The sequence below is a fragment of the Acinetobacter sp. Gutcm_16 genome, assembly GCF_028649355.1.
Lineage (GTDB): Bacteria > Pseudomonadota > Gammaproteobacteria > Pseudomonadales > Moraxellaceae > Acinetobacter > Acinetobacter johnsonii.
In genome coordinates this window covers 1-25,915 of sequence record NZ_JAQSUV010000033.1, presented here as the reverse complement: position 1 = coordinate 25,915, position 25,915 = coordinate 1, and the positions used below count along the sequence as shown (strand labels likewise).

Annotated in this window: 24 protein-coding genes and 1 pseudogene; 11 read left to right on the top strand and 14 right to left on the bottom strand. The window is 42.3% G+C overall.

Annotated elements, in window-relative coordinates:
• Window positions 1–70: 70 nt before the first annotated feature.
• From PTT44_RS10645 to PTT44_RS10615, 7 genes are all read right to left on the bottom strand, one after another.
• A complete protein-coding gene (locus tag PTT44_RS10645; protein WP_005400160.1) occupies window positions 71–526 on the bottom strand; it encodes a bacteriohemerythrin in 456 nt (151 codons plus the stop codon).
• Between the two features lie 274 nt (window positions 527–800).
• The gene (locus PTT44_RS10640; protein ID WP_168158565.1) at window positions 801–1,649 is read right to left on the bottom strand and encodes a class II glutamine amidotransferase; all 849 of its coding nucleotides are present in this window, start codon (window positions 1,647–1,649) and stop codon (window positions 801–803) included.
• A gap of 168 nt (window positions 1,650–1,817) precedes the next feature.
• Window positions 1,818–2,720, bottom strand: a complete 903-nt coding sequence (gene argB, locus PTT44_RS10635; protein ID WP_004984290.1) for an acetylglutamate kinase — start codon at window positions 2,718–2,720, stop codon at window positions 1,818–1,820.
• A gap of 10 nt (window positions 2,721–2,730) precedes the next feature.
• A complete protein-coding gene (locus tag PTT44_RS10630; RefSeq protein WP_168158587.1) occupies window positions 2,731–4,158 on the bottom strand; it encodes a phosphomannomutase/phosphoglucomutase in 1,428 nt (475 codons plus the stop codon).
• Window positions 4,159–4,357: 199 nt separating this feature from the next.
• Window positions 4,358–4,810: a dUTP diphosphatase gene (dut, locus tag PTT44_RS10625; RefSeq protein ID WP_004694889.1), complete on the bottom strand. Its 453-nt coding sequence runs from the start codon at window positions 4,808–4,810 to the stop codon at window positions 4,358–4,360.
• Between the two features lie 43 nt (window positions 4,811–4,853).
• A complete protein-coding gene (locus PTT44_RS10620) occupies window positions 4,854–6,893 on the bottom strand; it encodes a UvrD-helicase domain-containing protein (protein WP_004694892.1) in 2,040 nt (679 codons plus the stop codon).
• A gap of 127 nt (window positions 6,894–7,020) precedes the next feature.
• On the bottom strand, window positions 7,021–7,671 hold the full coding sequence (locus PTT44_RS10615; RefSeq protein WP_062034242.1) for an OmpA family protein: 651 nt from the start codon (window positions 7,669–7,671) through the stop codon (window positions 7,021–7,023).
• A gap of 256 nt (window positions 7,672–7,927) precedes the next feature.
• Between PTT44_RS10615 and PTT44_RS10610 the strand changes: the two genes are divergently transcribed.
• From PTT44_RS10610 to PTT44_RS10585, 6 genes are all read left to right on the top strand, one after another.
• On the top strand, window positions 7,928–8,860 hold the full coding sequence (locus PTT44_RS10610) for an acyltransferase (RefSeq protein ID WP_273795640.1): 933 nt from the start codon (window positions 7,928–7,930) through the stop codon (window positions 8,858–8,860).
• A gap of 10 nt (window positions 8,861–8,870) precedes the next feature.
• Window positions 8,871–9,920, top strand: a complete 1,050-nt coding sequence (locus PTT44_RS10605) for a preprotein translocase subunit SecA (RefSeq protein WP_435781929.1) — start codon at window positions 8,871–8,873, stop codon at window positions 9,918–9,920.
• Window positions 9,921–10,043: 123 nt separating this feature from the next.
• The gene (gene minC / locus PTT44_RS10600) at window positions 10,044–10,775 is read left to right on the top strand and encodes a septum site-determining protein MinC (protein WP_087014344.1); all 732 of its coding nucleotides are present in this window, start codon (window positions 10,044–10,046) and stop codon (window positions 10,773–10,775) included.
• 69 nt (window positions 10,776–10,844) lie between these two features.
• Entirely contained in the window at window positions 10,845–11,657 is an 813-nt protein-coding gene (gene minD / locus PTT44_RS10595; RefSeq protein ID WP_004694902.1) for a septum site-determining protein MinD, read from the top strand.
• A gap of 2 nt (window positions 11,658–11,659) precedes the next feature.
• Entirely contained in the window at window positions 11,660–11,932 is a 273-nt protein-coding gene (gene minE / locus PTT44_RS10590) for a cell division topological specificity factor MinE (protein ID WP_004694905.1), read from the top strand.
• A 121-nt stretch (window positions 11,933–12,053) separates the two neighbouring features.
• A complete protein-coding gene (locus tag PTT44_RS10585) occupies window positions 12,054–12,341 on the top strand; it encodes a PA4642 family protein (RefSeq protein ID WP_087014341.1) in 288 nt (95 codons plus the stop codon).
• Window positions 12,342–12,405: 64 nt separating this feature from the next.
• Here PTT44_RS10585 and PTT44_RS10580 read toward each other — a convergent pair whose 3' ends face one another.
• Complete coding sequence (locus PTT44_RS10580; RefSeq protein ID WP_168158566.1) at window positions 12,406–13,311, bottom strand: AEC family transporter; 906 nt, start codon at window positions 13,309–13,311, stop codon at window positions 12,406–12,408.
• A gap of 57 nt (window positions 13,312–13,368) precedes the next feature.
• On the bottom strand, window positions 13,369–16,464 hold the full coding sequence (locus PTT44_RS10575) for a DNA translocase FtsK (RefSeq protein ID WP_168158567.1): 3,096 nt from the start codon (window positions 16,462–16,464) through the stop codon (window positions 13,369–13,371).
• Between the two features lie 295 nt (window positions 16,465–16,759).
• Between PTT44_RS10575 and trxB the strand changes: the two genes are divergently transcribed.
• The 3 genes from trxB (at window position 16,760) to PTT44_RS10560 (ending at window position 19,368) form a co-directional block, all read left to right on the top strand.
• Window positions 16,760–17,713, top strand: coding sequence for a thioredoxin-disulfide reductase (gene trxB, locus PTT44_RS10570; RefSeq protein WP_004694912.1), 954 nt, complete (start codon window positions 16,760–16,762; stop codon window positions 17,711–17,713).
• Between the two features lie 86 nt (window positions 17,714–17,799).
• The gene (gene aat / locus PTT44_RS10565; RefSeq protein WP_130235182.1) at window positions 17,800–18,531 is read left to right on the top strand and encodes a leucyl/phenylalanyl-tRNA--protein transferase; all 732 of its coding nucleotides are present in this window, start codon (window positions 17,800–17,802) and stop codon (window positions 18,529–18,531) included.
• A 21-nt stretch (window positions 18,532–18,552) separates the two neighbouring features.
• The gene (locus PTT44_RS10560; protein ID WP_168158568.1) at window positions 18,553–19,368 is read left to right on the top strand and encodes an arginyltransferase; all 816 of its coding nucleotides are present in this window, start codon (window positions 18,553–18,555) and stop codon (window positions 19,366–19,368) included.
• Between the two features lie 28 nt (window positions 19,369–19,396).
• Here PTT44_RS10560 and rimI read toward each other — a convergent pair whose 3' ends face one another.
• The 4 genes from rimI to PTT44_RS10540 form a co-directional block, all read right to left on the bottom strand.
• Window positions 19,397–19,855 carry a ribosomal protein S18-alanine N-acetyltransferase gene (gene rimI, locus PTT44_RS10555; RefSeq protein ID WP_126035469.1) on the bottom strand — a complete coding sequence of 153 codons (459 nt, stop codon included), beginning with the start codon at window positions 19,853–19,855 and terminating at the stop codon, window positions 19,397–19,399.
• A gap of 104 nt (window positions 19,856–19,959) precedes the next feature.
• The gene (locus tag PTT44_RS10550) at window positions 19,960–20,841 is read right to left on the bottom strand and encodes a metal-dependent hydrolase (protein ID WP_168158569.1); all 882 of its coding nucleotides are present in this window, start codon (window positions 20,839–20,841) and stop codon (window positions 19,960–19,962) included.
• Between the two features lie 203 nt (window positions 20,842–21,044).
• Window positions 21,045–21,950 (bottom strand): alpha/beta hydrolase, encoded by a 906-nt coding sequence (locus PTT44_RS10545; RefSeq protein ID WP_168158570.1) that lies wholly within the window; start codon window positions 21,948–21,950, stop codon window positions 21,045–21,047.
• 73 nt (window positions 21,951–22,023) lie between these two features.
• On the bottom strand, window positions 22,024–23,514 hold the full coding sequence (locus PTT44_RS10540; protein WP_168158571.1) for a flavin-containing monooxygenase: 1,491 nt from the start codon (window positions 23,512–23,514) through the stop codon (window positions 22,024–22,026).
• A 245-nt stretch (window positions 23,515–23,759) separates the two neighbouring features.
• On the opposite strand from PTT44_RS10540, the pseudogene PTT44_RS10535 reads away from it, so the two are divergent.
• A pseudogene (locus PTT44_RS10535) lies at window positions 23,760–24,218 on the top strand (AraC family transcriptional regulator ligand-binding domain-containing protein); the annotation flags it as partial.
• Between the two features lie 171 nt (window positions 24,219–24,389).
• Window positions 24,390–24,662, top strand: coding sequence for a helix-turn-helix domain-containing protein (locus tag PTT44_RS10530; protein WP_252726115.1), 273 nt, complete (start codon window positions 24,390–24,392; stop codon window positions 24,660–24,662).
• Between the two features lie 61 nt (window positions 24,663–24,723).
• On the opposite strand, the gene tuf is transcribed toward PTT44_RS10530, so the two are convergent.
• Window positions 24,724–25,914, bottom strand: coding sequence for an elongation factor Tu (tuf, locus tag PTT44_RS10525; RefSeq protein ID WP_010325730.1), 1,191 nt, complete (start codon window positions 25,912–25,914; stop codon window positions 24,724–24,726).
• Window position 25,915: the final 1 nt, after the last annotated feature.

The window sequence follows — 25,915 nt, the reverse complement described above, 5'->3', positions numbered from 1 at the left end:
CATCAAAACTGATGATTTGCTGCGCTAATTATCATTAAAATTTATTGTTTTTATCCCTCGTTTGGCTCACTTATGAAAAGAAACGAGCAAACCAGTTTTTCCCTTTTTTCTTTTCTTTTTCTTTGATAATGCCCATCATATTTTCTTTTACGGCGCCGACATAATCTGCATCATCATGCTGGATATGGTTAATCAGCCATTTCGACAACACTTCATGCAGCTCAGCTTCGATTGAATGACCCAGCTCAAAACGGTCACGATAAGATTCAATTTTTTTAATAAATAAATCATGTACACGTTTGTGCGGTACACGATATTTATAACCCGCCTCTTCTTGGAGAGACTCTTCAAAAGTGAAGTGAGACTGTGTGTAATCAATAATATTTTCTAAAATCTGTTTCACGCGTTCACGGTCAGTATTGACATCAATCGCATCAATTTCATTGATATAATCGAGAATACGACGGTGTTGATCGTCAATCACATCGATACCAGTATTATATTCTGGAACCCACTTCATTATCATTCCGACCACCCAATAAAAATTAATAGATTAATTACATGAATTAATCATATCGATTAGAATTAAAAATAAAAGTGAATCAAATTGGTTGGTTTTATACTATTTTCATTAAATTAAACTTAAGTATTTATTTTAAATAAGTAAATAAATTTAAATCCGACCAAAAGAATCAGTTATTATTTAATCGATTTTATTATTTTATAAGTATGTACCAAAATAAAAGCATGCTTTATTTTATTATCAACATGCTTTTATATTCTAATCATTTTGAAATAAATTAATATTGATCTGCTTTAGTAACGCGTTTTAAAGACGGATCTTTAGCTTCTCGGATTAAACGTTCCACATGGGTCATTTGGTGGCGGATCGCTTTGCCATATTGAAATAAAATCATTTCACCGGGTGCAAATGCCGTCCACGCTTCATTTTGAGTCAACGGTTCGGTAGTAATCACGGCCACACGATCGTCTGCAGTAGTGACTTGACTAAAATCGACTTCAACATCAATGTCGATCAGCTGCGCAGGTTTAAATGGGTACTCACGCACCAACCAATGCAGTTTGGTAATGGCATAACTAAACAAGGCTTGTCCATTCGATAAACAGAAATTGAACGTGCCATGCTCCGCAATCCTTGGAGAAATATCAGTTAATAAATCAAAAACTTGATCTAGACTTGGCTCGGCATAGCCAAATTTATTCACCAATTGATCAAGTAAATAGCAAAATGCACGTTCGCTGTCGGTATTACCCACTGGGGTAAAGCGTCCTGACAGTATAGGATCAAAGTGATGCAAATCGCCATTATGGGCAAAAATCCACTGTCGTCCCCATAACTCACGGCTAAATGGATGTGAGTTTTCTAAGTTAATTTTTCCCTGTGTCGCTTTGCGGATATGTGCAATCACATTGCGTGATTTGATCGGATAGTTGCGAATTAATTCAGCAATCGGCGATTCAACTGCAGATTGATTGTCAACGAATAAACGGCAGGCTTTATCCTCAAAAAAAGCAATCCCGAAACCGTCACAATGGTCTGAAGTAATCCCCGCGCGCTGTGAAAAACCTCGAAATGAAAAGGTAATATCAGTCGGTGTTGCACAATTCATTCCGAGCAGTTGGCACATAATATTGATCTTATTTAAACATATTTATTTATGATGGTTTTATTGTGCATGAGTCCAGACTGGCTTGCAATTCACAATGCTTGATAACCCGAACACATTCACGCATAAAACCATTTTTATAAAATGCATCGGCCTAAAAAAAGCCTCCGAGGAGGCTTTTCAAAATATTTAGTGTTTATTACTGCGATTGGTAATCAATGTGCCAACACCATGATCGGTAAAAATCTCCAACAGCGTTGCATGTGGCACACGACCATCCACAATATGCGCGCTTACCACACCACCTTTCACCGCATCTAGAGCACAACCCACTTTCGGAATCATACCGCCGTAAATCACACCCGTTTCAATGAGACGGTCAACTTCTTGAGTGGTTAGACCAGTGAGCAGGTTTTTATTTTCATCTAAAACACCTGAAATATTGGTCAACAAAATCAGCTTTTCAGCACCCAAGGCTTCAGCCACTTTTCCAGCCACTAAATCTGCGTTGATGTTATAGGTGTTACCCTCTTCATCCACACCTAAAGGTGCAATCACAGGAATAAAATCACCACTGGTAAACATTTCCAATACATCAGTTTTAACACTGGTCACTTCACCGACTAGGCCAAGATCAATTTTTTGTACTGTGCCATCTTCCGCAGTTTTTTCCATCAGTAACTTTTGTGCACGCAGCAAGTTACCATCTTTACCCGTTAAACCAATGGCACGACCGCCATGTTGGTTAATCAAGTTCACGATGGATTTATTCACACTACCGCCCAACACCATTTCAACCACTTCCATGGTCGCTGGATCGGTCACTCGCATACCATCAATACGGTCCGACTCACGCCCCAATTGCTTTAAAAACGAATCCACTTGTGGACCACCGCCATGCACCACAATCGGGTTTAAACCGACGGTTTTTAACAAAACGATGTCACGTGCAAACGAGCTCTCAAGCTCAGGATCGGTCATTGCATTGCCACCATATTTCACTACTAGCGTTTTTCCAGCAAAACGTTGAATATACGGCAAAGCTTCGGTCAGGACTTGTGCTTTGTCGAGGCCAGTATGTTGATGTGGCATGTGCCTCTCCTTAATGGGCGTCTAATAGGTCTTGTGCAATCTGCGGATAATCTGCCGTCAGCATGTGCACAAAGTTATGGCGAATTTGATGGAGCCGCTGATCACTGTCCGCGTCGAAACGTACGGTAAAATACTCGCCCGTATTCGATGCTCGAATAATGCCAAATCCATCCTCAAAATCAAGTCTTACGCCATCAATTTTACTCATTTCCGCTTGAAAGTGCTGACTTTGTTTTTCCACATTCGCTAAAACCAGCGCGGGTGAAATCTGATGGGTGCTGATATAAATATCTTCTGTACTGGCACGCTCTGGATAGGCTGCTAGCGCTTCTGACAAAGTGCATTGCTTCAAGCTTAAGTATTCCAACACACGTAGTGCGGCATATAAACCATCGTCATAACCAAAACCACGACCATCATTAAACACATAATGTCCTGCATATTCACCGCCAAAAACCGCATGCCCTTCTGATTGCGCCAAATATTTCCGCAAAAAAGAACTGCCTGTGCGAATCATTTTTGGAATACCGTGATGGGCCAATACTGTATTTCGAACCATGGTGGAACATTTCACATCAAAAACCACTTCATGTGCTGGATGATCAGCCAAACACATGTGCGCAAACAAGGACAATAAACGATCTGCTGAAATGATTACGCCCTTTTCATCAATCAATACAACACGATCACCATCACCATCAAAGGCAATACCGATATCGGCATGCTGCTGTTGCACGGCGTGATGCAGCAGATCTAAATGTTTGGCTTGAGATGGATCGGGGGCATGTTCAGGAAATTCACCATTGGCCTCACACCGTAAAGCATGCACCTCACAGCCGAGTTTCTTTAAGACCAAAACGGCACAACGCCCCGCTGAACCGTATAAACCATCGACCACAACTTTATAGGGTCGAGGTTGAGGCATGAGCTGTATATCATTGAGCAATGCCGCCTGATAAGCCAGACAATATTCAGGCACGATCTGATGTGGCAACGTTTGCCAGTTCATCTCTGCATGGCTGTCAAAATATTCATTTGCATCGCGTGCCACCTGTTGGATTGCCTCAGGTAAAGGAGGCTCACCCTGCATAATCCATTTGATCCCATTATCCGACTTCGGGTTGTGGCTGGCTGTCACCATAATTCCATTGCCATCAAACTGGCGTGCCGTATAATACAACACAGGGCTAGCACAACATCCGATAATTTTCGCATCTAAGCCCTGTGTAAGACATTCTTTGTAAATAATTTCTGCAAAGGCAGGACTACTTTGTCTGGCATCATAACCAATGGCTAGACGTGTCTGCCCAGCATTTAAGTATTGCGTTGCGAGCGCCTGTGCAATGGCACGAATCAGCTCAGCACTCATGACATCCAATTTGCCACGAATGTCATAGGCACGAAAAATATGTGCAGGAAATTTTGGCTGAAAATCCATAGGTCTAACTTCTAATTTATTCATTTTGAGCAATTCATTATCAACTGCCCTTGTTTTTATGCTTAACGCTGCATTTAATTTTACTAAGGATTCAAAAAAGAGTTGTAACTTTTTATGAACTAAAAATGATCATTCAGCATTAAAACAACAAAGCCTCTTTCAAGGAGAGGCTTTGTTGTTTTAATTTATCACTGACAGATTAGTTTTGACCAGTATGTCCAAAACCACCTGCACCACGTTCTGTCGCTTCAAACTCATTCACAATATCAAACTGTGCTTGAATCACAGGTACGAGTACATACTGTGCAAGACGTTCACCCGGTTCTAAACTGAAAGCAGTTTGACTACGGTTCCAAACTGAAACCATTAACTCACCTTGATAGTCCGAATCAATTAATCCCACCAAGTTACCCAAAACAATGCCGTGCTTATGACCTAGGCCTGAACGCGGTAAAATTAAACCTGCAAAGTGTGGGTCTTCAATATAAATCGACAGACCTGTTTTGACCAAAACAGTTTGTCCTGGTTCAATGACGGTCGCAGCATCAACACATGCACGAAGGTCTAAGCCTGCTGAACCCGTTGTCGCATAGGTTGGCATTGGCCATTCATTGCCTAAACGTGAATCCAACACTTTAACCTGAACTTTCATTCTCTTTTTCCTAGTACAATAAATTTCTAAAACAAAAAAATATTTAGCGCTTAATCAACGCACGTAAATTGTCTAAATAATGCTGCGCTTGTAATTTCGGATCGACATTGCCCGCTAGTTTCTTTTTACGCCCCAGCCACTCCAACTCATCTTGCGGCAACTCATCCAAGAAACGGCTTGGTGTCATTTGCTTCATTTGACCGCCTGCCTTACGTTGTTCTGCAAGCGTGATAGTTAAACCCTGACGGGCACGGGTAATGCCCACGTACATCAGGCGACGCTCTTCCTCAACTGTATCGGCGGCAATCGAGTTTTTATGCGGCAGCAATTCTTCCTCAAGACCAATCAGATAAACATATGGAAACTCAAGACCTTTGGATGCATGCAGCGTCAACAAGTTTACTTTGTCAGTGTCTTCTTCTTCTTGCTGCTGCTCTAACATATCTAGCAACACCATTTTACGAATTACACTTTCAATGTTTTTCTCATCAACATCTTCAGCACGGTTAATCAAACTTTGAATACTGCTATATAGCACTTCAATATTATCTAGCTTGGTTTTTTCCTGTGCAGGCGTCGCCGCAGACTCTTTGACATAGTCGATATAGCCTGCTTCAACCATCATCTTACGGATAATGGGCACAGGTTCATCATCCTCAAGCAACTCACGGGTAAAGGTGGTAATAAAGTCTGCAAACTCCGCCAACTGTGTGGTGGCTTTTTTAGGAATCACCATGGTGAGACGCTGATCACCCGCTGCAGAGAGCAACGACAAATGATTTTCTTGTGCAAACAGACCCAGCTTTTCTAAAGTCACAGGCCCAATGGCACGTTTAGGTGTATTGATAATCCGTAAAAATGCACTGTCATCTTCAGGGTTAATAATGACGCGCAAATAGCTCATCACGTCTTTGATTTCAGCTCGTCCGAAGAACGACTGACCACCCGATAATTTATATGGAATCTGCATTTGACGCAGTTGTGTTTCCAGTGCACGTGCTTGGAAATTACCCCGATACAAAATGGCGTAATCTTTCCAATTTTTACCATTCATCAGTTTATGGGTAATTAAGTCTTTCACCACGCGTTCTGACTCATCGTCATCATTGCGGCACGTAATCACTCGAATTACTTCACCATGGCCTTTATCTGACCACAGTTTTTTATCAAAAATATGTGGATTGTTACCAATCACGGTATTGGCCGCTTTTAAAATACGACTAGTCGAACGATAGTTCTGTTCGAGCTTAATTACTTTTAAATTGTGAAAATCCTCATTCAGCAAAGCCATGTTTTCAGGCTTGGCACCACGCCATGCGTAGATCGATTGATCATCATCACCCACCGCTGTGAACTGTCCCATCACCCCGACCAGCAATTTCACCAAAATATACTGTGCGGTGTTGGTGTCTTGATACTCATCGACCAATAAATAGCGAATGCGATTTTGCCAGCGCTCACGTACTTCTGCATTTTCTTGTAAAAGACGCGTCGGCATCACGATCAGGTCATCAAAATCGACCGCATTATAGGCACGTAAATTACGCTCATACAGTTGATACAAGTGCGCAAACTGAACATCTTCTGCGGTTTCACAGGTGGTGTGTGCTTGCTCAGGTGGAATCAGATCGTTTTTCCAATCTGAAATCATCTTCATGGCTTTGGCAATCAGTTCTTTACTTTCCGCACCGGATAAATTGTCACGGTGCATCAAGTCCATCAAAATACGCTTACAGTCGTCCGCATCTAAAATAGAAAAATTATTTTTTAATGGTGTGTGTTTCAGTTCTAAACGCAGCATGTTTAGGCCAAAGGTGTGGAAGGTCGAGACTGAAAGCCCCTTTGCCTCTTCACGTGACAGCAACTTGGTAACACGTTCTTTCATTTCACGTGCTGCTTTGTTGGTAAACGTCATCGCGGTAATACGATAAGCAGGAATGCCGCAGTGTTTCACCAAGTAGGCAATCTTACGGGTAATCACCGAAGTTTTACCTGAACCAGCCCCTGCAAGTACTAACAAGGGTCCTTGAGTATATTTCATGGCTTCAAGTTGCTTGTCATTTAACTGACTTGCCAGTGACATAGTCTTTCCTCTATTTCATTCCGAGCTCGATTATAGTCATCTCCGCTACAGATGCATAATGCAAATTCATATTTTAACAGTCATAAAAAAAACCACCCGAAGGTGGTTTTTCAGTCTTCAATAAAAATTATTGAATTGCGTAGATGCTGATTTCTACACGACGGTTTTGCTCACGGCCTTCAGCAGTCGCGTTAGACGCGATTGGGTTTGCTGAACCTTGACCTTGTGCATTAATACGTGTTGTAGAAACACCTTGAGATGCCAAGTAGCTTGCTACAGATTGCGCACGCGCTTGAGACAGAGGAATGTTGATTGAATCATTACCTGTGCTGTCTGTATAACCTGTTACAAGAATACCGCTCTTGTTATCTTCAGTTAAGGTTTGTGCAACTTTGTTTAAAGTTGAATAAAAGTTCGGCTTGATGTTTGATTTATTGGTATCAAAGGTAATGTTACCCGGCATAACCAAACCTACAGAGCCATCTGGATTACGGTTAACTTCTACACCAGTACCCGCCATTTGTTGGCGAAGTTTCTTCTCTTTGTTGTCAAGGTAAACACCCGTTGCACCACCGACAACTGCGCCAATCGCTGCAGCACGGTTGTTTTGACGGCTCGTGTTTGCGTTTCCTTTAGAAATACCATAACCAGCAGCAGCACCAATTAAGGTTCCTAATGCAGCTTTATCGTATTCTACACCACCAATGTTATTACCAGTGCTTTGACAACCTGTAAGAACCATTGCCCCAACGACTGCGGAAATTGCTAGTGCACGCATCGCATGCCTCCTTCTTTGTGTGTTTTGTTTATAAAGCGAATATTGTCGTAAAACGATGATCTAGACCATTGATTTTTTGTTAATAATAAAGCCCTTATTTACAATATGTAATAAAAAATTTCCTTTTCAAGACTTTCTTCGTCACAATTTCTACACAGTTAATGTTTGGTGCTTTTCTATTTGATCATCCCGTACTATATTGACCTTTAGAAATAGAACGAGTTGCGAAACGCATTATATTTTAGGGTTTATTTTTATGTCATCACCAAACCAAAAACAACCTTTATTAAAAAAAATCACACGTGGTTTAACTGTTGGTTCAGTCATTACAGGCAGTACTTTTTTTCATGGCCCGCCAGTGCTTGCGCTTGGCCTGACCAAACTGTTTAAAAAATCTAAAAAGGTGGATGAGACCAATATTCAAATCACCAACAGTTGGCTCGCTGTGAACAATTATTTAATCGATCATGTCTTACCCAACACAAAATGGGACATTTCTGTCGACGATGATTTTGAGCTAAGTATGCAGGGCCGTTACCTCATGACTTGCAACCATCAAAGTTGGGTCGACACCACGGTTAACCAATATTTTGGTTTAACCCGTATGCCCCTCACCCGTTTTTTTACCAAGTGGGAACTTATTTTTATTCCATTTGTCGGCCAAGCTTTTAAAATTCTAGGCTTCCCGATGATGAAGCGGCATAGTAAAGAACAAATTGCGAAAAATCCTGCGTTGAAAACACGCGATATGGAAGAGGCACGCAAGTCTTGTGAACAACTGCTTAGCCAACCCTTTACCCTGTTAAACTATTTGGAAGGCACGCGTTTTACGCAAGAAAAACATGCACAGCAGCAGTCGCCTTACCAAAATTTACTTAAACCGAAAGCGGGTGGCTTGGCCTTGGCCTTAAGTATTTTAGGTAATGACATTGATGCCTTGGTAGATATGACCATTGTTTATCCCGACGGCGCGCCTGGCTATAGCGAATTTTGGCTCGGGGAAGTCCCACGGATTGCGGTCAATTTGCGTAAAATTGATATTCCTGCATGGGTACTCGCTGGAAACTATGAAGACGATGCAGACTTTCGTGAACAATTCCAACAGTGGGTCGATCAACTTTGGACTGAAAAAGACCAGTTGATTGAAAAAATGAAAGCCAAATACTCAACGTCCAATTTAACCGAGTAAGGGTCTATGCATGATGCAGAATAACCAAGTCAAAAAGTCTAAATATCATCAGGTTGATCCACAAAGTTTGTATTTCAAACTGTTTTTGATCTATGACATTTTTATGGTGTTTCTCATCATTTTTAACTTGTTTTGTTTATGTGCTAATTTTTTTATCATGAGCAATATCGGTGGATGGTTTTTCCATGCCATTCACCTAGAAAGTGTCTTAAGCTTCTATCGTGAGCATTTGCATCCGTGGGTTATCACCACAGAAGCTTGGTTTATTCTGTTCTTGATTACTGAATTATTGGTGCGTTGGGGCATTGCCATCGTGTATCGACACCATCGTCGCTGGTTTTTCTTTCCCTTTATTCATTGGTACGAAATTTTAGCGATTATTCCTCATTTACGTTTTTTAAGATTATTTCGTGCAGGGGTGATTGCTTTTCGCCTGCATGAATTAGGCTATAACGTAATTCCGGAGTCGGTACAAACCAAGGCCAAATTTTACTACCGTGTGGTGATGGAAGAACTCTCTGACCGCGTCGTGATTACTGTATTGGATGGGGTGAAGCACGAATTAAATACCAGCTCTACCCATAAAAAAATTATCCATGACCTCGTCGATCATCATCGAGCTTTATTTGCACAGGCATTGGCTGAAATTTTACAAGAATCTCTCGCCACCGAACTGAAACAGCGACAGTATTTCATTGCCCAAAATGTCGGTCTGATTGTCAATCGTGCGATTGAAGATACCCCTGAACTGACCCAATTACTGCGTTTAATCCCAATTGTGGGTGGAAGAATTGAGCAACAAATTCAAAGTATCGGACAACGACTTGGTGAAAACATCACACAAGGTTTACTGGAACCGATGGTGGTGGGAAATGCAGCACAGCCCAATGCCACTTATCGCTTGATAGCTGAAAAAGTCAGTGATTTAAAAATCAATAATCAGTCTTTGGAACAGTTGGTTGAGTCTGTTGTTTATGAAAGTTTGGATGCCATTCGCAAGCAAGTTAAGGTGAAACAGTGGTTAGAAGAGCTTGAAAAAGATGATCAAGCCAAAGAATAAGCATTAAGGTAAAAATATTACAAACGCAGCTAGTGCAATCCTTCATTTTGTTCTAGGATTTGCTCTATTTACAACATCACTTCTTTAGTAAAAAATAAATCTGAGAAGTCTTAAGGAAAAATTATGGCTGATATCCGGATAACTGGCAGAATGGTCAATGCGATTCGCATTACCCTTGACACCAATGATCATGATGCAATCCGACAGCAATTAAGTAAAACATTACAAAATGCATCGACTGCTGGGGCGTTAGTTGTTCTGGAAAGTAGCGTGGAGCAAGAGTTAATTTCCTTGATTCAATTATTGCTGGATCTGGATGTACAGCCGATGGCAGTACAAGAAGGAATTTTGGCTGAACAAGCCCGTGCCATTCAGTTCCCTGTGATTCCAGCACAAGGACATGGCATTAGCTCGCAACTTCAAGAAGTCAAAGCAACCAAAGAGCAAGTGGTTGAAGCCCCTGCCCCTGCTGCGACAACTTCTACCAATGCACCAGTTGCGGCAGCACCTGTCATTCGCCATGCAACTTCATACCATGACGAAATTTTACGTACTGGTCAGTGCTTGGTTCAAAATCAAGGCGATATCATTATTACCGCAGGCATTAACAGTGGCTCGGAAGTGATTGCTTCAGGAAATATACATATTTATGGTAGTGCTCGTGGTAGAGTCATTGCCGGCGCGGGCGGAAACAGCGCTGCACGCATCTTCTGTCATGCTTTAGAAGCTGAATTGGTTTCAATTGCAGGGACCTATTGTGTTGCAGATGATATTCCAGCGCAGCATTTAAAACGCCCAACACATATTTACTTAAATGATCAACAAGAGCTTGTATTTGAAGCGCTTGAATTTTAATGTATAAATAAACACCAAAAGCCCCAAATGATAAATAAGGGGATTTAAACCATAACAGGAGTGGATTCGGTGGCGAAAATTGTTGTCGTAACATCAGGCAAAGGTGGCGTAGGCAAAACTACGACAAGCGCATCTTTTGCAACAGGTTTAGCCCTACGTGGTCACAAAACTGTTGTGATCGATTTTGACGTAGGTTTACGTAACCTTGATTTGATCATGGGTTGTGAACGCCGCGTTGTGTATGATTTTGTCAATGTATTAAATAACGAAGCTCGATTACAACAAGCGCTTATCCGCGATAAAGATATCGAGAATTTATATATTTTACCTGCGTCGCAAACCCGTGATAAAGATGCCTTAACTGATGAAGGCGTAGCACGTGTCATGGATGAGTTGTCACAAGAGTTTGACTACATTATTTGTGACTCACCCGCAGGGATCGAACGCGGTGCAATTTTAGCAATGTACCATGCCGATGAAGCGATTATTGTAACCAACCCTGAAATTTCATCTGTACGTGACTCTGACCGTATTATTGGGATGCTCGACAGCAAAACCAAAAAAGTTGAAATGAATGAAGGTCGTATTCGTAAACACTTGTGTATCACACGCTTCAACCCTGAACGTGCGGATAAACAAGAAATGTTAACCATTGACGACATTTCTAAAGATATTTTACGTGTGCCAACTTTGGGAGTGATTCCTGAATGTAAGAGCGTTTTACAAGCATCGAACGAAGGTAAACCAGTGATTCTCTTTACTGAAGAATCAGCAGGCCAGGCCTATGATGACCTTGTGGCACGTTTCTTAGGTGAAGAACGTCCTTACCGTCATATTACGGTGAAGCCTAAAGGCTGGTTAGCAAGACTATTTGGAGCGTAGACATGGCAGGATTTTGGAGTAAGCTTTTTAGTAATGATGAAAAACCGTCTAGTGCTCAAACAGCAAAAGATCGTTTGAAGGTCATCGTAGCGTCTGAAAGTGGTTTAGGTAAACGTCTTAGCCAAGACAAAATCGACCAAATGAAGAAAGAAATCATGCAAGTGGTGAATCGCTATGTTCGCGGTGTAGATGAACAGCACATTCAAATGGCTGTACGTTCTGAAGCGAATATTGAAATGCTTGAAATGAATATCAATTTGCCTGAAGAACGTTAATCTGATTTTTGATTAGTCAAGTAAATTGAATCAAGGCAGAATATGCGCAGACACAAGAAAGTATTTTCTTTGTCTCCCATATTTTGCCTTTTTTAATGATTAAACCAGCAAGGAGATTGCTATGGCATTATCTCAGCCAGCAACGTTCAATGAAGAATGGTCAGATGAGCGTGTATTTGCCTACTTAACTCAGCTTCCTCCTGAAGGTGTGAATGGCGATTTTCATGTGTTGTACCATGCCTTTAAACACATGCGCCCAAGTGATTATGAGCGTCTGCTCACCCAATTTAAAACGGATGGTCGCGACATTAATGCCACCAATCCAGAAGGTCAGCGCATACATGACGTGATTGCCGCATATCCACGTCAAGCAGCTCCCTTCTTAGACGTTTTGGCTAAATTCGCCTAAGCCTAGATCTGCTTAATGCGCATGATCTACAAATGCCAGTTCATTCCTAGGAAACTGGCATTTTTTATGACTGTAAAAACCACATCCATAGTGGAAAAGTCAAACCGAAACACAAAGTTTGCAAACTAATGATTGCTGCCATGAGTTGGCTATCCCCTTGAAAATATTTGGTCAGGACATAGGCAGCCGATGCCGTCGGCAGTGAGAAGAAAACCACCACAATCATGGTTTCAAATGTTGCTAAACCAAATAAAAGACATCCTACATAAGCCAAAATAGGCACCAAGATTAAACGTCCAAAAGTGTTTAAAATTAGCGCTCGGCCAGCATATTTTAACGCATTAAACTGTAGTGCTGCGCCCACACACAATAGCCCAAGTGGGAGACTCATCCCTGCTACCAGCTTTAAAGATTGGCTGATGCTCTCGGGCAAATGCATACCTGAAAAATTAAAAATGAGCCCAACCAGACAAGCCAGAATCAGCGGATTTTTCGCAACCGACCACGCAATATTTTTATAAGATAGTCCCTGCCCTTGAGAAAAACCAAGTACGGAGAGTACATTCACCAAAGGAATGACAAAGGCAATAATCATGGCAAAGACTTGCATCCCCGCAGCGCCAAAAATCAAAGCCATACTGGTCAAACCAATATAAGTATTAAAGCGAATGTGACTCTGTAAATAGACGCCAAATTGCGCCACAGGCGTACCATATACTGCTTTTAATACCCACAGGACCACACTCATCAGCAAAGTCACAGTAAAGACCACAGCAAGCGCTGGCAGGACTTGCCCGACATTAAAATGAACGGTGGCTAGACTACTGAACAGCAAAACAGGAAATAAAATCCAATAATTCAGTCTTTCGGCGCCTTGCCAAAATTCCACCGTTAAAAAGCGATACCGCTTTAATACATACCCCATGGCAATGAGTACTACCAATGGAATTAATGCATCAATAATTTGCATGACTGGATGCCTAAACTGAATGATTAAGAAAAAGCCTGCAATCCGCAGGCTTTCTTTTTAAACTAAAATTTCTCGCTTACCGTTCGCACCTTGCGCACTCACAATCCCATTTTCTTCCATTTGATCCACAATTCGCGCGGCACGGTTATAGCCCAAACTAAACTTACGTTGTAACGAGGACACCGAAACCTTGCGTGTTTCCAATACAAAGGATACGCACTGGTCATAAAGTGCATCACGGTTTGGATCGCCATCACCATCTTCAAAGCCACGCGAACTTGGCTCTTCATCAAATGGCGTTAGGATTTCATCAACATAATTTGGCGAGCCACGTTCACGCCAAGCATCACAGATGCGGTTGACTTCATCATCGGCAATAAAGGCACCATGTACACGTTCAGGTTCAATTTTACCCGGGCCTAAGAACAACATATCACCATGACCCAGTAAGTCTTCCGCCCCACCGGCATCCAAAATCGTGCGTGAGTCAATTTTTGAGTTCACGCGTAAAGCCACACGTGTTGGGATATTGGCTTTAATCAGACCAGTAATCACATCGACCGATGGACGCTGCGTCGCAAGTAATAAGTGAATGCCTGCGGCACGTGACTTTTGCGCCAAACGAGTAATCATTTCTTCAGCTTTCTTACCGACCTGCATAATCATATCGGCAAATTCATCCGCCACAATCACAATCGATGGTAATGGAGTCAAACGTGGTGCGCGCTCACCAGCAACAGAATCACTGGCTTTCCAAGTCGGATCAATCAGCTCTTCACCATTGGCAATCGCTTCTTCCACTTTGCGGTTATAGTCCGCAAGCTTACGAATTTTTAGGAAAGACATCAGCTTATAACGGCGTTCCATTTCATTCACACACCAGTTCAAGGCACTGACTGCATCCTTCATGTCCGTGACCACAGGGGTAAGCAAATGTGGAATATCGTTATAGTTAGCAAGTTCTAACTGTTTCGGGTCAATCAAAATTAAACGCAGCTCATTCGGCGTATATTTCAACAACATCGATAAAATCATCGAGTTTACTGCCACTGACTTACCTGAACCTGTGGTGCCTGCAACCAGCATATGCGGGGCTTTACCTAAGTCAGCAATGACAGGATTACCTGAAATATCTTTGCCCATTGCCATCGAAAGAATGCTATTCGGATCGGTAAAAGCAGGAATGGTCAACAACTCGATTAAACGCACCATTTCACGTGTGCTATTCGGCACTTCAATCCCGATATACGGTTTACCCGGAATAACTTCAACCACACGTACAGATGCCATGGACATTGAACGCGCAAGGTCACGGGAAATATTGGTCACTTTAGAGGCTTTCACGCCCGGTGCTAAATCCAACTCAAAACGAGTTACTACTGGCCCGGGCTGCGCTTCGACCACTTTGGCTTTGACATTGAACTCTTGTAATTTAATTTCAAGCAATTCAGATAAACGTGCCAACTGTTCAGCTGTGAAATTGACTTTTTTATTCAGGTCAACTTCATCCAGTAAATCCAGTCCTGGCAGCGGTGATAAATCACGACGACGCTCTGCTACTTGCATGGACAAAGACATTGGACGGCCTGATGCATCAGTCAATGGCGCATCAAAGTCAAATTCTTCTTCGTCTTGCGGTTTTCCAGCAGTGTCCTGCCATGCTTCAATAAACGCTTCTTTAGACAAAACTTCTTTGGCTACAGCCGCTGTAGCACTTGTGCTTACGGTATTATGATGCTGAATAGGTGCTTGTACAAAAGCAGATGACTGCGCATAACTACTGCTAGTCCGTACATCTGAAGCAGCAACTTTCTGCTCCGACCAATCTTCAGCAAGGAATTCGTCTAAATCATCCAACTCATCAAGCTGTGCTTTTGCAATTTCACTCGGCGCTGGTTGTAATGCAACGGGACTTGCAGCAGCACTTAAGGTTGCAACCTCGGCTACCGCAATTGGATCTTCAACCACATGTAAATGAGACACCGGTTCAGGCGTATTGAATGGGCTGTGAACATCCGTTGCTGTTTTGCCATTGGGTACGGCAGCAAGCAGCTCGTCAAAGATTTCATCATCATCCCAATCGACATTTTTCTTCTGTGCAGAGGCATCGTCTTGGAAATAATGAGGATCAGCAATTGGCGCTGTATGATCTTGCACCACTGCTTGAAAATGTTGTTCTGGGCTAAATGGGCGATCTTCTTCGGCAGCACGAAGTAAAGCATCAATATCATTTTTATGACGTTGATCTTCACCTGAGTTTAATGCACGCCACACTTCCCCTGTCGCCACCACGCGCTGACTGTCTTGTTCTAATTGGTGCGCTTTTTCTATAGTCCGCTCAAGTTCTGCTTCATCATCTACGTCCACCTGTTGTTCTTGAACACGTTGCTCTTTGGCCACCATGTCATTAAACAAATGCTCTGCTGAATAGTCACGCTGAGGTGCTTTAACTGATGCCTCTTGCACGGCTACTGGCGCCTCGACCAATTCCGTTGCTTCAATACCCTTTTTCGGTGCCGTTGCAATCACTTCTTTTTTGACGCTTGGCGTCGTACGATCAAAGGCAGACTCGCTTTCAGGTACGTTACGGTAAAATAAATCTTGTAAATACGCAGGAGTTGCTTTGAGCGTCGCGAAAGTACGGTTCCATTTGATACCGAAAGCCAAGGTCAATAAGACCACGGTAAACACGACCAAAAATAAGGTTGCACCGTAAATGGTTAAAATCTGCGACAAACTTTGTCCCAGTTCATAACCAATAATGCCGCCAGAGGCATTGTCTAAAGTGTCCGCTGGAACTTTCCAAAACAAGAACAGTAAGCTGGCGGTTGCAAGCAAAATAAAGAATTGTGCAGCATAACGAAATGGACGGTTTAAAAAACTATGCGGCCACCAGACTTGAATGGCTTCAATGAACAAAAACACAGGAATAAGTAGACTTGCCCAGCCTAAAAAACCAAACAGTAAGTCAGCAATCCACGCCCCTGCAACGCCACTGGCATTCGAGACTTGCAAAGTATCACTTGATATATGCATCCAGCCCGGATCAAATGGGGTATAGGTCACGGTAGCAAGGAACAAATAAATGCCAAACGAGACTAAAAATAATGTCATTAATAAGCGCTGTGCATAAGCACCCGACACCTCAGTCATATACTGTCCTGTAACAAATTCTTCATTAATGTTTTTGTTCGAAACCTAAAGCAAAAGTTTCACAATAAACGTCATATTATGCACCTCTTCTTTATAAAAAGATGCACTATTCTTAAATGCTTTATGTATAACGAGCAGATGATTTTTCCACTTTTTCCCGCTCTACACCGCATATTTCTTCTATATAGCTCAAATCGATTTGATTGATCAATAATATCGACATTGAACTCACACAACTGTTATAGAGTTTCACGTATAATTCCACAAATTTCTAAATAAAAAAAGGATTCTACGTATGAGCGCTCGTCACTCACGTTTGATTATTCTCGGTTCAGGCCCTGCGGGTTACAGCGCTGCGGTATATGCTGCGCGTGCCAACTTAAAGCCTACATTGATTGCGGGTATCCAACTCGGTGGTCAGCTAACAACAACGACTGAAGTCGATAACTGGCCGGGTGACCCTGAAGGCTTAACAGGTCCTGCACTGATGGAACGTATGCAAGCGCACGCGGAACGTTTTGGTACTGAAATCATCTACGATCATATCAATGAAGTCGACCTTTCTGTACGTCCATTTGTACTCAAAGGTGACATGGATGAGTTCACTTGTGATGCACTGATTATTGCCACAGGTGCAACCGCTCAGTACTTAGGTCTTGAATCTGAAGCTGCTTTTATGGGCCAAGGCGTGAGCGCATGTGCAACCTGTGATGGTTTCTTCTACAAAAACCAAAAAGTGATGGTTGTGGGTGGTGGTAATACTGCCGTTGAAGAAGCACTATATTTGTCTAACATTGCATCGCATGTGACTTTGGTTCACCGTCGTGACTCATTGCGTTCTGAAAAGATCCTTCAAGATCATTTATTTGAAAAGGAAAAAGAAGGCAAAATCAGCATCATTTGGAATCACCAAGTGGATGAGGTTTTAGGTGACAACACGGGTGTAACCGCAGTTCGCTTAAAATCGACTCAAGACGAATCTACACAAGATATTGATGTCCAAGGTTTGTTTGTTGCCATTGGCCACAAGCCAAACAGCGCGATGTTTGATGGTCAATTGAACTTACGTGATGGCTATATTCAAGTTCAAAGCGGTACATCTGGTAATGCCACAGCTGCTTCTGTTGCAGGTGTATTCGCAGCAGGTGACATTGCTGATAGTGTTTATCGTCAAGCGATCACTTCAGCGGGTTCTGGCTGTATGGCTGCGCTAGATGCGGAAAAGTATTTGGATGCTTTAGGCGAATAATCTAAGCCTTGAAAAAGACCGCCTTCCATAGGCGGTTTTTTTATGTATGATCTTAAAGTCATTTTTTATCATGTATACACACCACTATGCAGCAGTTACCGCCTTCTGAGTATATCTTTCCCGATCCGCTTGAAGTTGACCCCGAGGGTGAAGGCTTAATTTGTATCGGTGCAGACCTCTCCCCTTCTACCCTGTTTGAAGCCTACACCCATGGTTTATTTCCATGGTTCTCAACAGGCGAGCCCATTTGCTGGTGGTGCCCCGAGCCACGTTGCATCATACGTCCGCAGGATTATCAGCCCAGCAAAACCCTCATTCGTAGCATGAAAAAGCAGGATTATCGCATCACCATCAATCAAGCTTTTGAACGGGTGATCCGTGCCTGCTCACTACCACGTAGCTACGCTGATGACACGTGGATCAGCGAAGACATTATAGATGGCTACTGTGCAATGTTTGATGCGGGTTATGGCTATAGCGTTGAAGTTTGGGATCAAACACGCTTGGTTGGTGGACTATACGGCATCAGCATTGGACACGGCTGTTTTGGGGAGTCCATGTTCAGTACCGAAACGGATGTCTCAAAAATGGCCTTTTATACGCTGATGTTGATTGGCCGTGAAAATAAGCTGCCTTGGATCGACTGCCAATTGGTCAATGATCATCTTTTAAGCCTCGGTGCTTGTACACTTTCTCGGCAAACCTACTTAAAATCGTTACAAGATGTTGTAAATCAACCCGCTATCGATTGGAAAATGTATCAGGAGGGTGTATTTTCAAGTAAAACAATAGCGCAAAATGCGCGACTGACTGAATAAAGAATAATAGAGGGATTTATCATGAATTCGTATCACCCGAAGTCCCTACTGAATGATTTACAGTATTACATCACGCCACCGCATGACTGTAGCTATCTAGAAAAAAAATCAGCTCGGATGGTATTTCTCGATCCAGCACATCGTATTGATGTAATCACGCTGTCTGAACTTTCTCGGGTGGGTTTTCGCCGGAGTGGTGATTTTGTCTACCGCCCAGAGTGTCATCTGTGTCGACAGTGCCTATCTAGCCGCGTACCAGTGCGCGAATTTAAAATGAACAGCAGTCAAAAAAAAGCATGGAAACGCAATCAAGATCTCACTTTAAAAATTACCCGCACTGCGGATGCCACCAAAAAACATTATGACTTATATGAGCGTTATATTTTTAAACGCCATGCCGATGGAGACATGTTCCCGCCTAGCCGCGATCAGTTTGATAAATTCCTCGTGCATAGCTGTACCGAGAGCTTTTTCTTAGAGCTGTGGAAAGAAGACCAGCTCATCTGTGTTTCAACCTGCGATCCTTTAGATGATGGTTTATCTGCGGTTTATACGTTTTTTGATCCCGATGAAAACAAACGCTCACTAGGGACTTTCGCCATTTTAAAACAAATCGAGCTCGCCAAAGCACGCGCTTTACAGTTTGTGTATTTGGGCTATTGGGTGCCGCACTCAGAAAAAATGAACTACAAATCGCAGTATTTACCGCTAGAATTGTTGATTGATGGTCAGTGGCGCAGACTCAATCATAGTCTGAGCAGCGAGGAAGTGCAGCAACTGGGAAACTCCTTAATGACCACCCTACCTTCGGGGTGGAATAACGCCATTATTAAATAATGGCGCCATAAGAAGCTTAACTGTTCTATCATTTAAACAACTCGGAAAAGTCATCACTACACGATTTCACCATGATAATGGCATGCTCACGGCCACCATCTGGTTTAGGATAATAATTTTTACGCAAATCAATTTGATGAAAACCGGACTTTTCATACAAGGCAATCGCTGCTTGATTGCTCTCACGAACTTCTAAGAACACTTGTATCGGGTTGTTTTTGAGTTGTGCCAGTGACGCATCTAATAGCTGATACCCCAGCCCTTTGCCTTGCTGGCTTGGATGAATGGCCATCAACAATAAATTAGCTTCATCAAGAACAGGCTGGAGGATACAAAAGCCTACGACCTGCCCCGCCTGTTCAATCACGGTACTATGATAAGACTGTATCGACTCTTGGAACTGTTGTAGGCTCCAAGGGTGGGTTTGAACTAAATTTTCAATCTGCGCAACTTGGTTTAAATCCGCAGCTTGCATTAAACGAATCATCTTCGTTTATCTTTCTAAAATGTGGAGGTCACAGTATAAAAAATTTGTGCTAAAAACCGAACGAAAAAAAGAGCGATTTACATCGCTCAAAGAGCCAAAACTGCTTAAAACCCTAATTTTAGCTTCCATTTCTCAAGTAACGCGTCGGTGTCGTGATGATTAGGATGAAAACCCGGTTTAAAGTACATGATCATTTCGCGTGCCATCCCTGTAATAATTCCTTTCGATGGACTATATGCATAGGTATAAATATCCTTCAACGCCGCCCTGTTCAGTTGTTTATCTTGCTGTAATAAACGAAACACAAAATACGACTGCACGCAGAATAAAATGGCCATGGCTGCAACCAGCGATCCTGTTCGCAGTAAATAGGATTTGACTCCCTTACCAAAAACACCTTCAAACACATCATAAGCCACAGCTTTGTGCTCATTTTCTTCAATGGCATGCCATAACCACATGGTTTTCATGGTTTCATCACTCATCAGTTCTTGAATGTGGTTATTGACCAACAACTGAGAGGCAATGGTTGCAGTGAAATGCTCCAGCGCGGTGGTTGCTGTTAAATCCACCATCTCTTGAGTAATACCCACAGGCTTGCCTAGAAAAGCAAACACTCTACGCGTGGTTTGAATTGCACGATCCGTATAGCGGTCAAGTGTTGCAACATCGTGCCCATACTTTTGCGCAGACGCATTAAAACCTTCATGTTCTTGCGTATGCATCGCTTCTTGACCAATAAAGGCTGAAATTTCTTTTTGTAATTCAGCATTGTCTTTGATAGAGGGATGCTGTCTAACCGCACGAACACTATCGATAAAAAACATTTCACCTGCTGGAAAGAGTGCCGACAGCGCGGTCATAAAATGGGTCAGTCCAGCTGAACCATTCATCCAATATTCAGGTACGCTTTCAAACTCAAAGTTCATCCGACGTACAGGAAAACTCGCACCCGCACGGTTAGTGATTTTTACCTTCGCATTCATCTTTCTGCTCCTATGAATATCCTAAAGACATCCACTACTTATAGTTGTTTTCGTCTTTTTATCTTACGCGATTGGACTTCACCCATAAGTGCAGTTAGGGTCAGCAAAATATCAGTTTAGGACAGTTTTGAAGGCAGATTGTTAGACAATTAAAATATAAAATCATGTGAATATAAAAAAAGAGGCTAAAAGCCTCTTTTTAATTATGCCGCGACAGTAAGCTCAGCATGTGCTGGACAATGCTTCTTGAGGAAGTTAATTTGCAAAGTAATATTTTGCTCAAATAGCTCCCCATCACATAACTCAAAGTGATTGCTGTTCAGCATATAGTATTCAGCATTTGGCATTTTCTGTGCTGCAGCACGTATGCATTGTTCGGGAATAATGGTATCGCGTTGACCTGAAATGACCACCACTGGCATAGATAACTGATGTGCAAAACGTACAGGGTTATAGTTGGCTATTTCTAAAAAGATACGTGCACGAGTTTTATTTTCCCATTTAGCATTTTCAGGTAATTGAGATAAATACCCATCCCAAGCATCAGGTGTGGTCATTGCAGCAACTTCATGCCCACGACCAATAATTGGACGATAAACAGGTTTGTTGACCCAGCCTCCCAACAAGTCCATAAAGCCAGCAGCACTCAATTTTGCCAATTTAGTCAGTGGAACCCCTTTTAGGCTCGACTTACCATCGACGTGAGGTGCTTGTAAAACAATGGCTTTGATTTTTCCATCACGCGCCGCAGTTTGAATGGCATGTCCACCAGAAAATGAATAGCCCCATAGGATAATTTGTTGCGTATCGACTGAATCGAGTGTTCTTACGAAATCGAGCGCAGCTTTCCAGTCTTCTAAATGGCGTTTAGGACTGACCCAATGACGTGGTTGTCCACCGCTTTCACCAAAGCCACGATAATCAAAAGAAAACACAGCGTAGCCTTGTGCTACGAAGCGTTCTGCAAATTTGGGTAAGCCTGCATCCTTAATCATCCCAAAGCCTTGCGCCATAATAATGACTGGAGCTTTACGATTTTGAGAGGGTAACTGCAAGGTGCCAGCGCAACGCGTACCTTGGCTAATAAAGTTGAGTTGTGACGTGTTCATTATACTTATTCCATTATGTCTTGTATTTGCACTCATATGGCGGATGCCATATGAGCAAAATATTGCGCAATTCCTATGCGGCTTTGATTTTACCTTTCGCCTTTATTTGCTTGGCTTCGGTAGACCAGACCAGACCTGGACTTTCTAAAGATTGGGCAAACATTTCAGAGTCCACTTCGTAGTTATGGCTAACAAACCAATCCTTAGACTTCCCTTGGCGAGGCAATTCGTGACAGCCACGCTGTACATAGCCTGCTTGTAAACTTGAAATAATACTTTCGCCTGTATTTTCGCCAGCAGGGGCTACAGGCTTCACTGCAGTCATTTGACGAATATCCAACTCATTAATTAATCGGCAAATATAATCATTGGCTAAATCAATTTTTAAGGTCCAAGGTGCATTGGTGTAACCGAATAAATAAGCAAAGTTAGGTACATCTTCAAGCAAGACACCACGATAGCTTAATTTATCACTTGGACGAATTTGTTCTTGATCAACGGAAAGATTAACTCCGCCCAACATCTGCAATTCTAGACCTGTTGCTGACACAATAATATCTGCGTCTAGCGTTTGCCCTGATTTGAGTAAAATTCCAGTTTCTGTAATACGTTCAATCTGATCGGTTACGATTGAAGCTTTACCCTCACGAATCACTTCAAATAAATCATTGTCAGGAATTGCACATAAACGCTCGTCCCATGGCATATATTTCGGGGTAAAATGCGTCATATCGTATTGTTCACCTAATTCTTTCTGTGCATTAGAAAGTAGGAATGAACGCATTTGTTTCGGGAAGCGACGTGAAATCTTATAAATACCGCGTTGCATGAAAATATTACGTTTACGGAAAAATTTATAAACCAATTCTTCAGAGAACACTTTGCGCGCAGCATCAAATAACTTATCAGTATTTGGTACGTTAATTACGTAGCTTGGTGAGCGTTGTAGCATGGTGATATGTGCAGTTTCATTAGCCATCGCTGGAATTAAGGTCACTGCTGTTGCACCGCTGCCAATCACCACCACACGCTTATTACGATGATCTAAGTCTTCAGGCCATTTTTGTGGATGCACAAATTGACCTTTAAAGTTTTCTAGACCCTCAAACTTTGGCGTATAACCCTGATCATGATTATAGTAACCCGTTGCAGAAATCAGAAAATTACACGTAAATTTTTGAATTTCACCATTCAACTCATTAACAGTTTCTACCATCCATTTGTTGGTTTGAGTTGAAAAATTTGCTGAAACAATTTTAACGCCATAACGAATTTTTTGATCAACACCAAACTTTTGTGCTGTTTCGCGCAAATATGCTTTGATCTTGTCCGCTGTTGCAAGAACGGTGTCTGTTTTCCATGGATTATATTTATAACCGAAGCTAATGACATCTGAATCAGAACGAATACCAGGATAGCGGAATAAATCCCAAGTGCCACCTAAGTCTTGTCGACGTTCTAAAATTGTGTAGGTTTTATTCGGGTTTTGCTGAACAAGTTGGCAAGCCATGCCAATTCCAGACAAACCTGCTCCAATGATTACAACATCATATTCCATTTGCATTTTTGCGGCTCCGTGTCGCGGTTTTTGTTATTCCGTATTTATACTAGCAATTGATTAAACTTTAACTTGACTTGAGGAGACATATATTTAACTTTAGAAGACATGACAATAATGGTTCATGCAAGTAGAATTCGGGGTTATCTTGAGTTTATGCAAGACCTTAGCTTTGACCCTAAACCTCTGCTTGCACAACACGAGATCACACTTGAACAAATCAGACAGGACGATGTTGGCTCGACCAAAAAAGCGTTATAGACCTTTACGAGCACACGGCATATCTAGCAAGGTGTCCTGATCTTGGGCTACGGATTTCGAAACATCAAGATATTAACATCTTAGGAATATTGGGCCTCATTATGCAAAGCGCTTCATCGATGCGTGGCATAATTGACTATTCCTCTAATTTTTTATTTTTGCATGGACCTGGCGTAGCAATCTCTTTAAAAGAGCAAAGTTCTCTTTTTGAAGATGCGGTAGATGTAATCTTTGAAATTCGAATTAATAGTTATGTACCACAACGACAGACCATTGATAATTGTTTGGGGACCACACACCGTATTCTCAAATGGCTAGCAGCAGAAAATTATGAACTGAAGGCTGTATCACTTCCGCATATGCCTTTAGTTTCAATCAAGGAATATGAACGTTTCTTTGGTGCACCTATTTTAATCAATCAAAACCGTGCTGCTTTACACCTAGGTAGACACACTTTAGACAGCCAACCGCATAGTACAAACCCTGCCTTGCGGGAAATTGCAGAAGATTATATTCATCGCTACTTTCGAAATCCTGCCGAAAAAGTCAGCGCAAACGTACGAAAAGCCCTCCGCCTTCATTTATCCACACCACGTGCAAATAAAATACATGTAGCCAGCATGCTCGCATTACATCCGCGTACCTTACAGCGAAAATTGGCGCAGGAAGGTGCTTCATTTGATGCCATCAAAGACGATATTCGTAAAGAGCTCTCTTCACAGTATCTTTGGCAAACTGATATCTCAATGAGTCAACTGACCGATATTTTAGGATTTTCTGAGCAACCAACCTTAAGCCGAGCCACTAAACGCTGGTTTGAACTTCCGCCGAAACAATTGCGTCAACAAAAAGGAAAACTCGAGCCCCTTATCTCCAACAAGTTAAACAAATGAATTAAATACAATTATAAAAAAAGCGCCCCAAAGGAGCGCTTTTTTTCACACAATCAGATGATTATGCAGTTACTTTAGCAACTACACCAGCACCAACTGTACGGCCACCTTCACGGATCGCAAAACGTAGACCTGGGTCCATTGCGATTGGGTGGATTAATTCTACTGACATTTCTACGTTGTCACCAGGCATAACCATTTCAACGCCATCTTGCAATTTGATCGCGCCAGTTACGTCAGTTGTACGGAAGTAGAACTGTGGACGGTAACCGTTAAGGAATGGAGTGTGACGACCACCTTCTTCTTTAGAAAGTACGTATACTTCTGCATCGAATTTAGTGTGCGGCTTGATTGCACCTGGTTTAGCAAGTACTTGACCACGTTGTACGTCTTCACGTTTAGTACCACGTAGAAGAACACCACAGTTCTCGCCCGCACGACCTTCGTCTAGAAGTTTACGGAACATTTCTACGCCAGTTACAGTTGTTTTAACTGTATCTTTGATACCAACGATTTCAACTTCTTCGCCTACTTTCACAATACCAGTTTCTACACGGCCAGTTACTACTGTACCACGACCAGAAATAGAGAATACGTCTTCGATTGGCATTAAGAATGCTTGGTCGATTGCACGTACTGGCTCTGGAATGTAAGTATCAAGTGCGTCAACAAGCGCAACAACTGCTTCTTCGCCATACTGACCAGCGTCACCGTTAAGTGCAAGAAGAGCTGAACCACGGATAACTGGAGTGTCATCACCTGGGAAGTCATAAGTAGAAAGAAGTTCACGAACTTCCATTTCTACTAATTCAAGAAGTTCTTCATCATCAACAAGGTCACACTTGTTAAGGAATACAAGAATGTAAGGTACACCAACCTGACGAGAAAGAAGGATGTGTTCACGAGTCTGTGGCATTGGACCATCAGTCGCTGCACATACAAGGATCGCGCCGTCCATCTGAGCAGCACCAGTAATCATGTTTTTAACATAATCGGCGTGGCCCGGGCAGTCTACGTGTGCGTAGTGACGAGTTGGAGAATCGTATTCTACGTGTGAAGTATTAATTGTAATACCACGTGCTTTTTCTTCTGGTGCAGAGTCAATTGCAGCGTAGTCTTTCGCTTCGCCACCGAATTTCTTCGCACATACAGTTGCAATTGCAGCTGTTAAAGTTGTTTTACCATGGTCAACGTGACCGATTGTGCCCACGTTAACGTGTGGCTTATTACGTTCAAACTTAGCCTTAGCCATG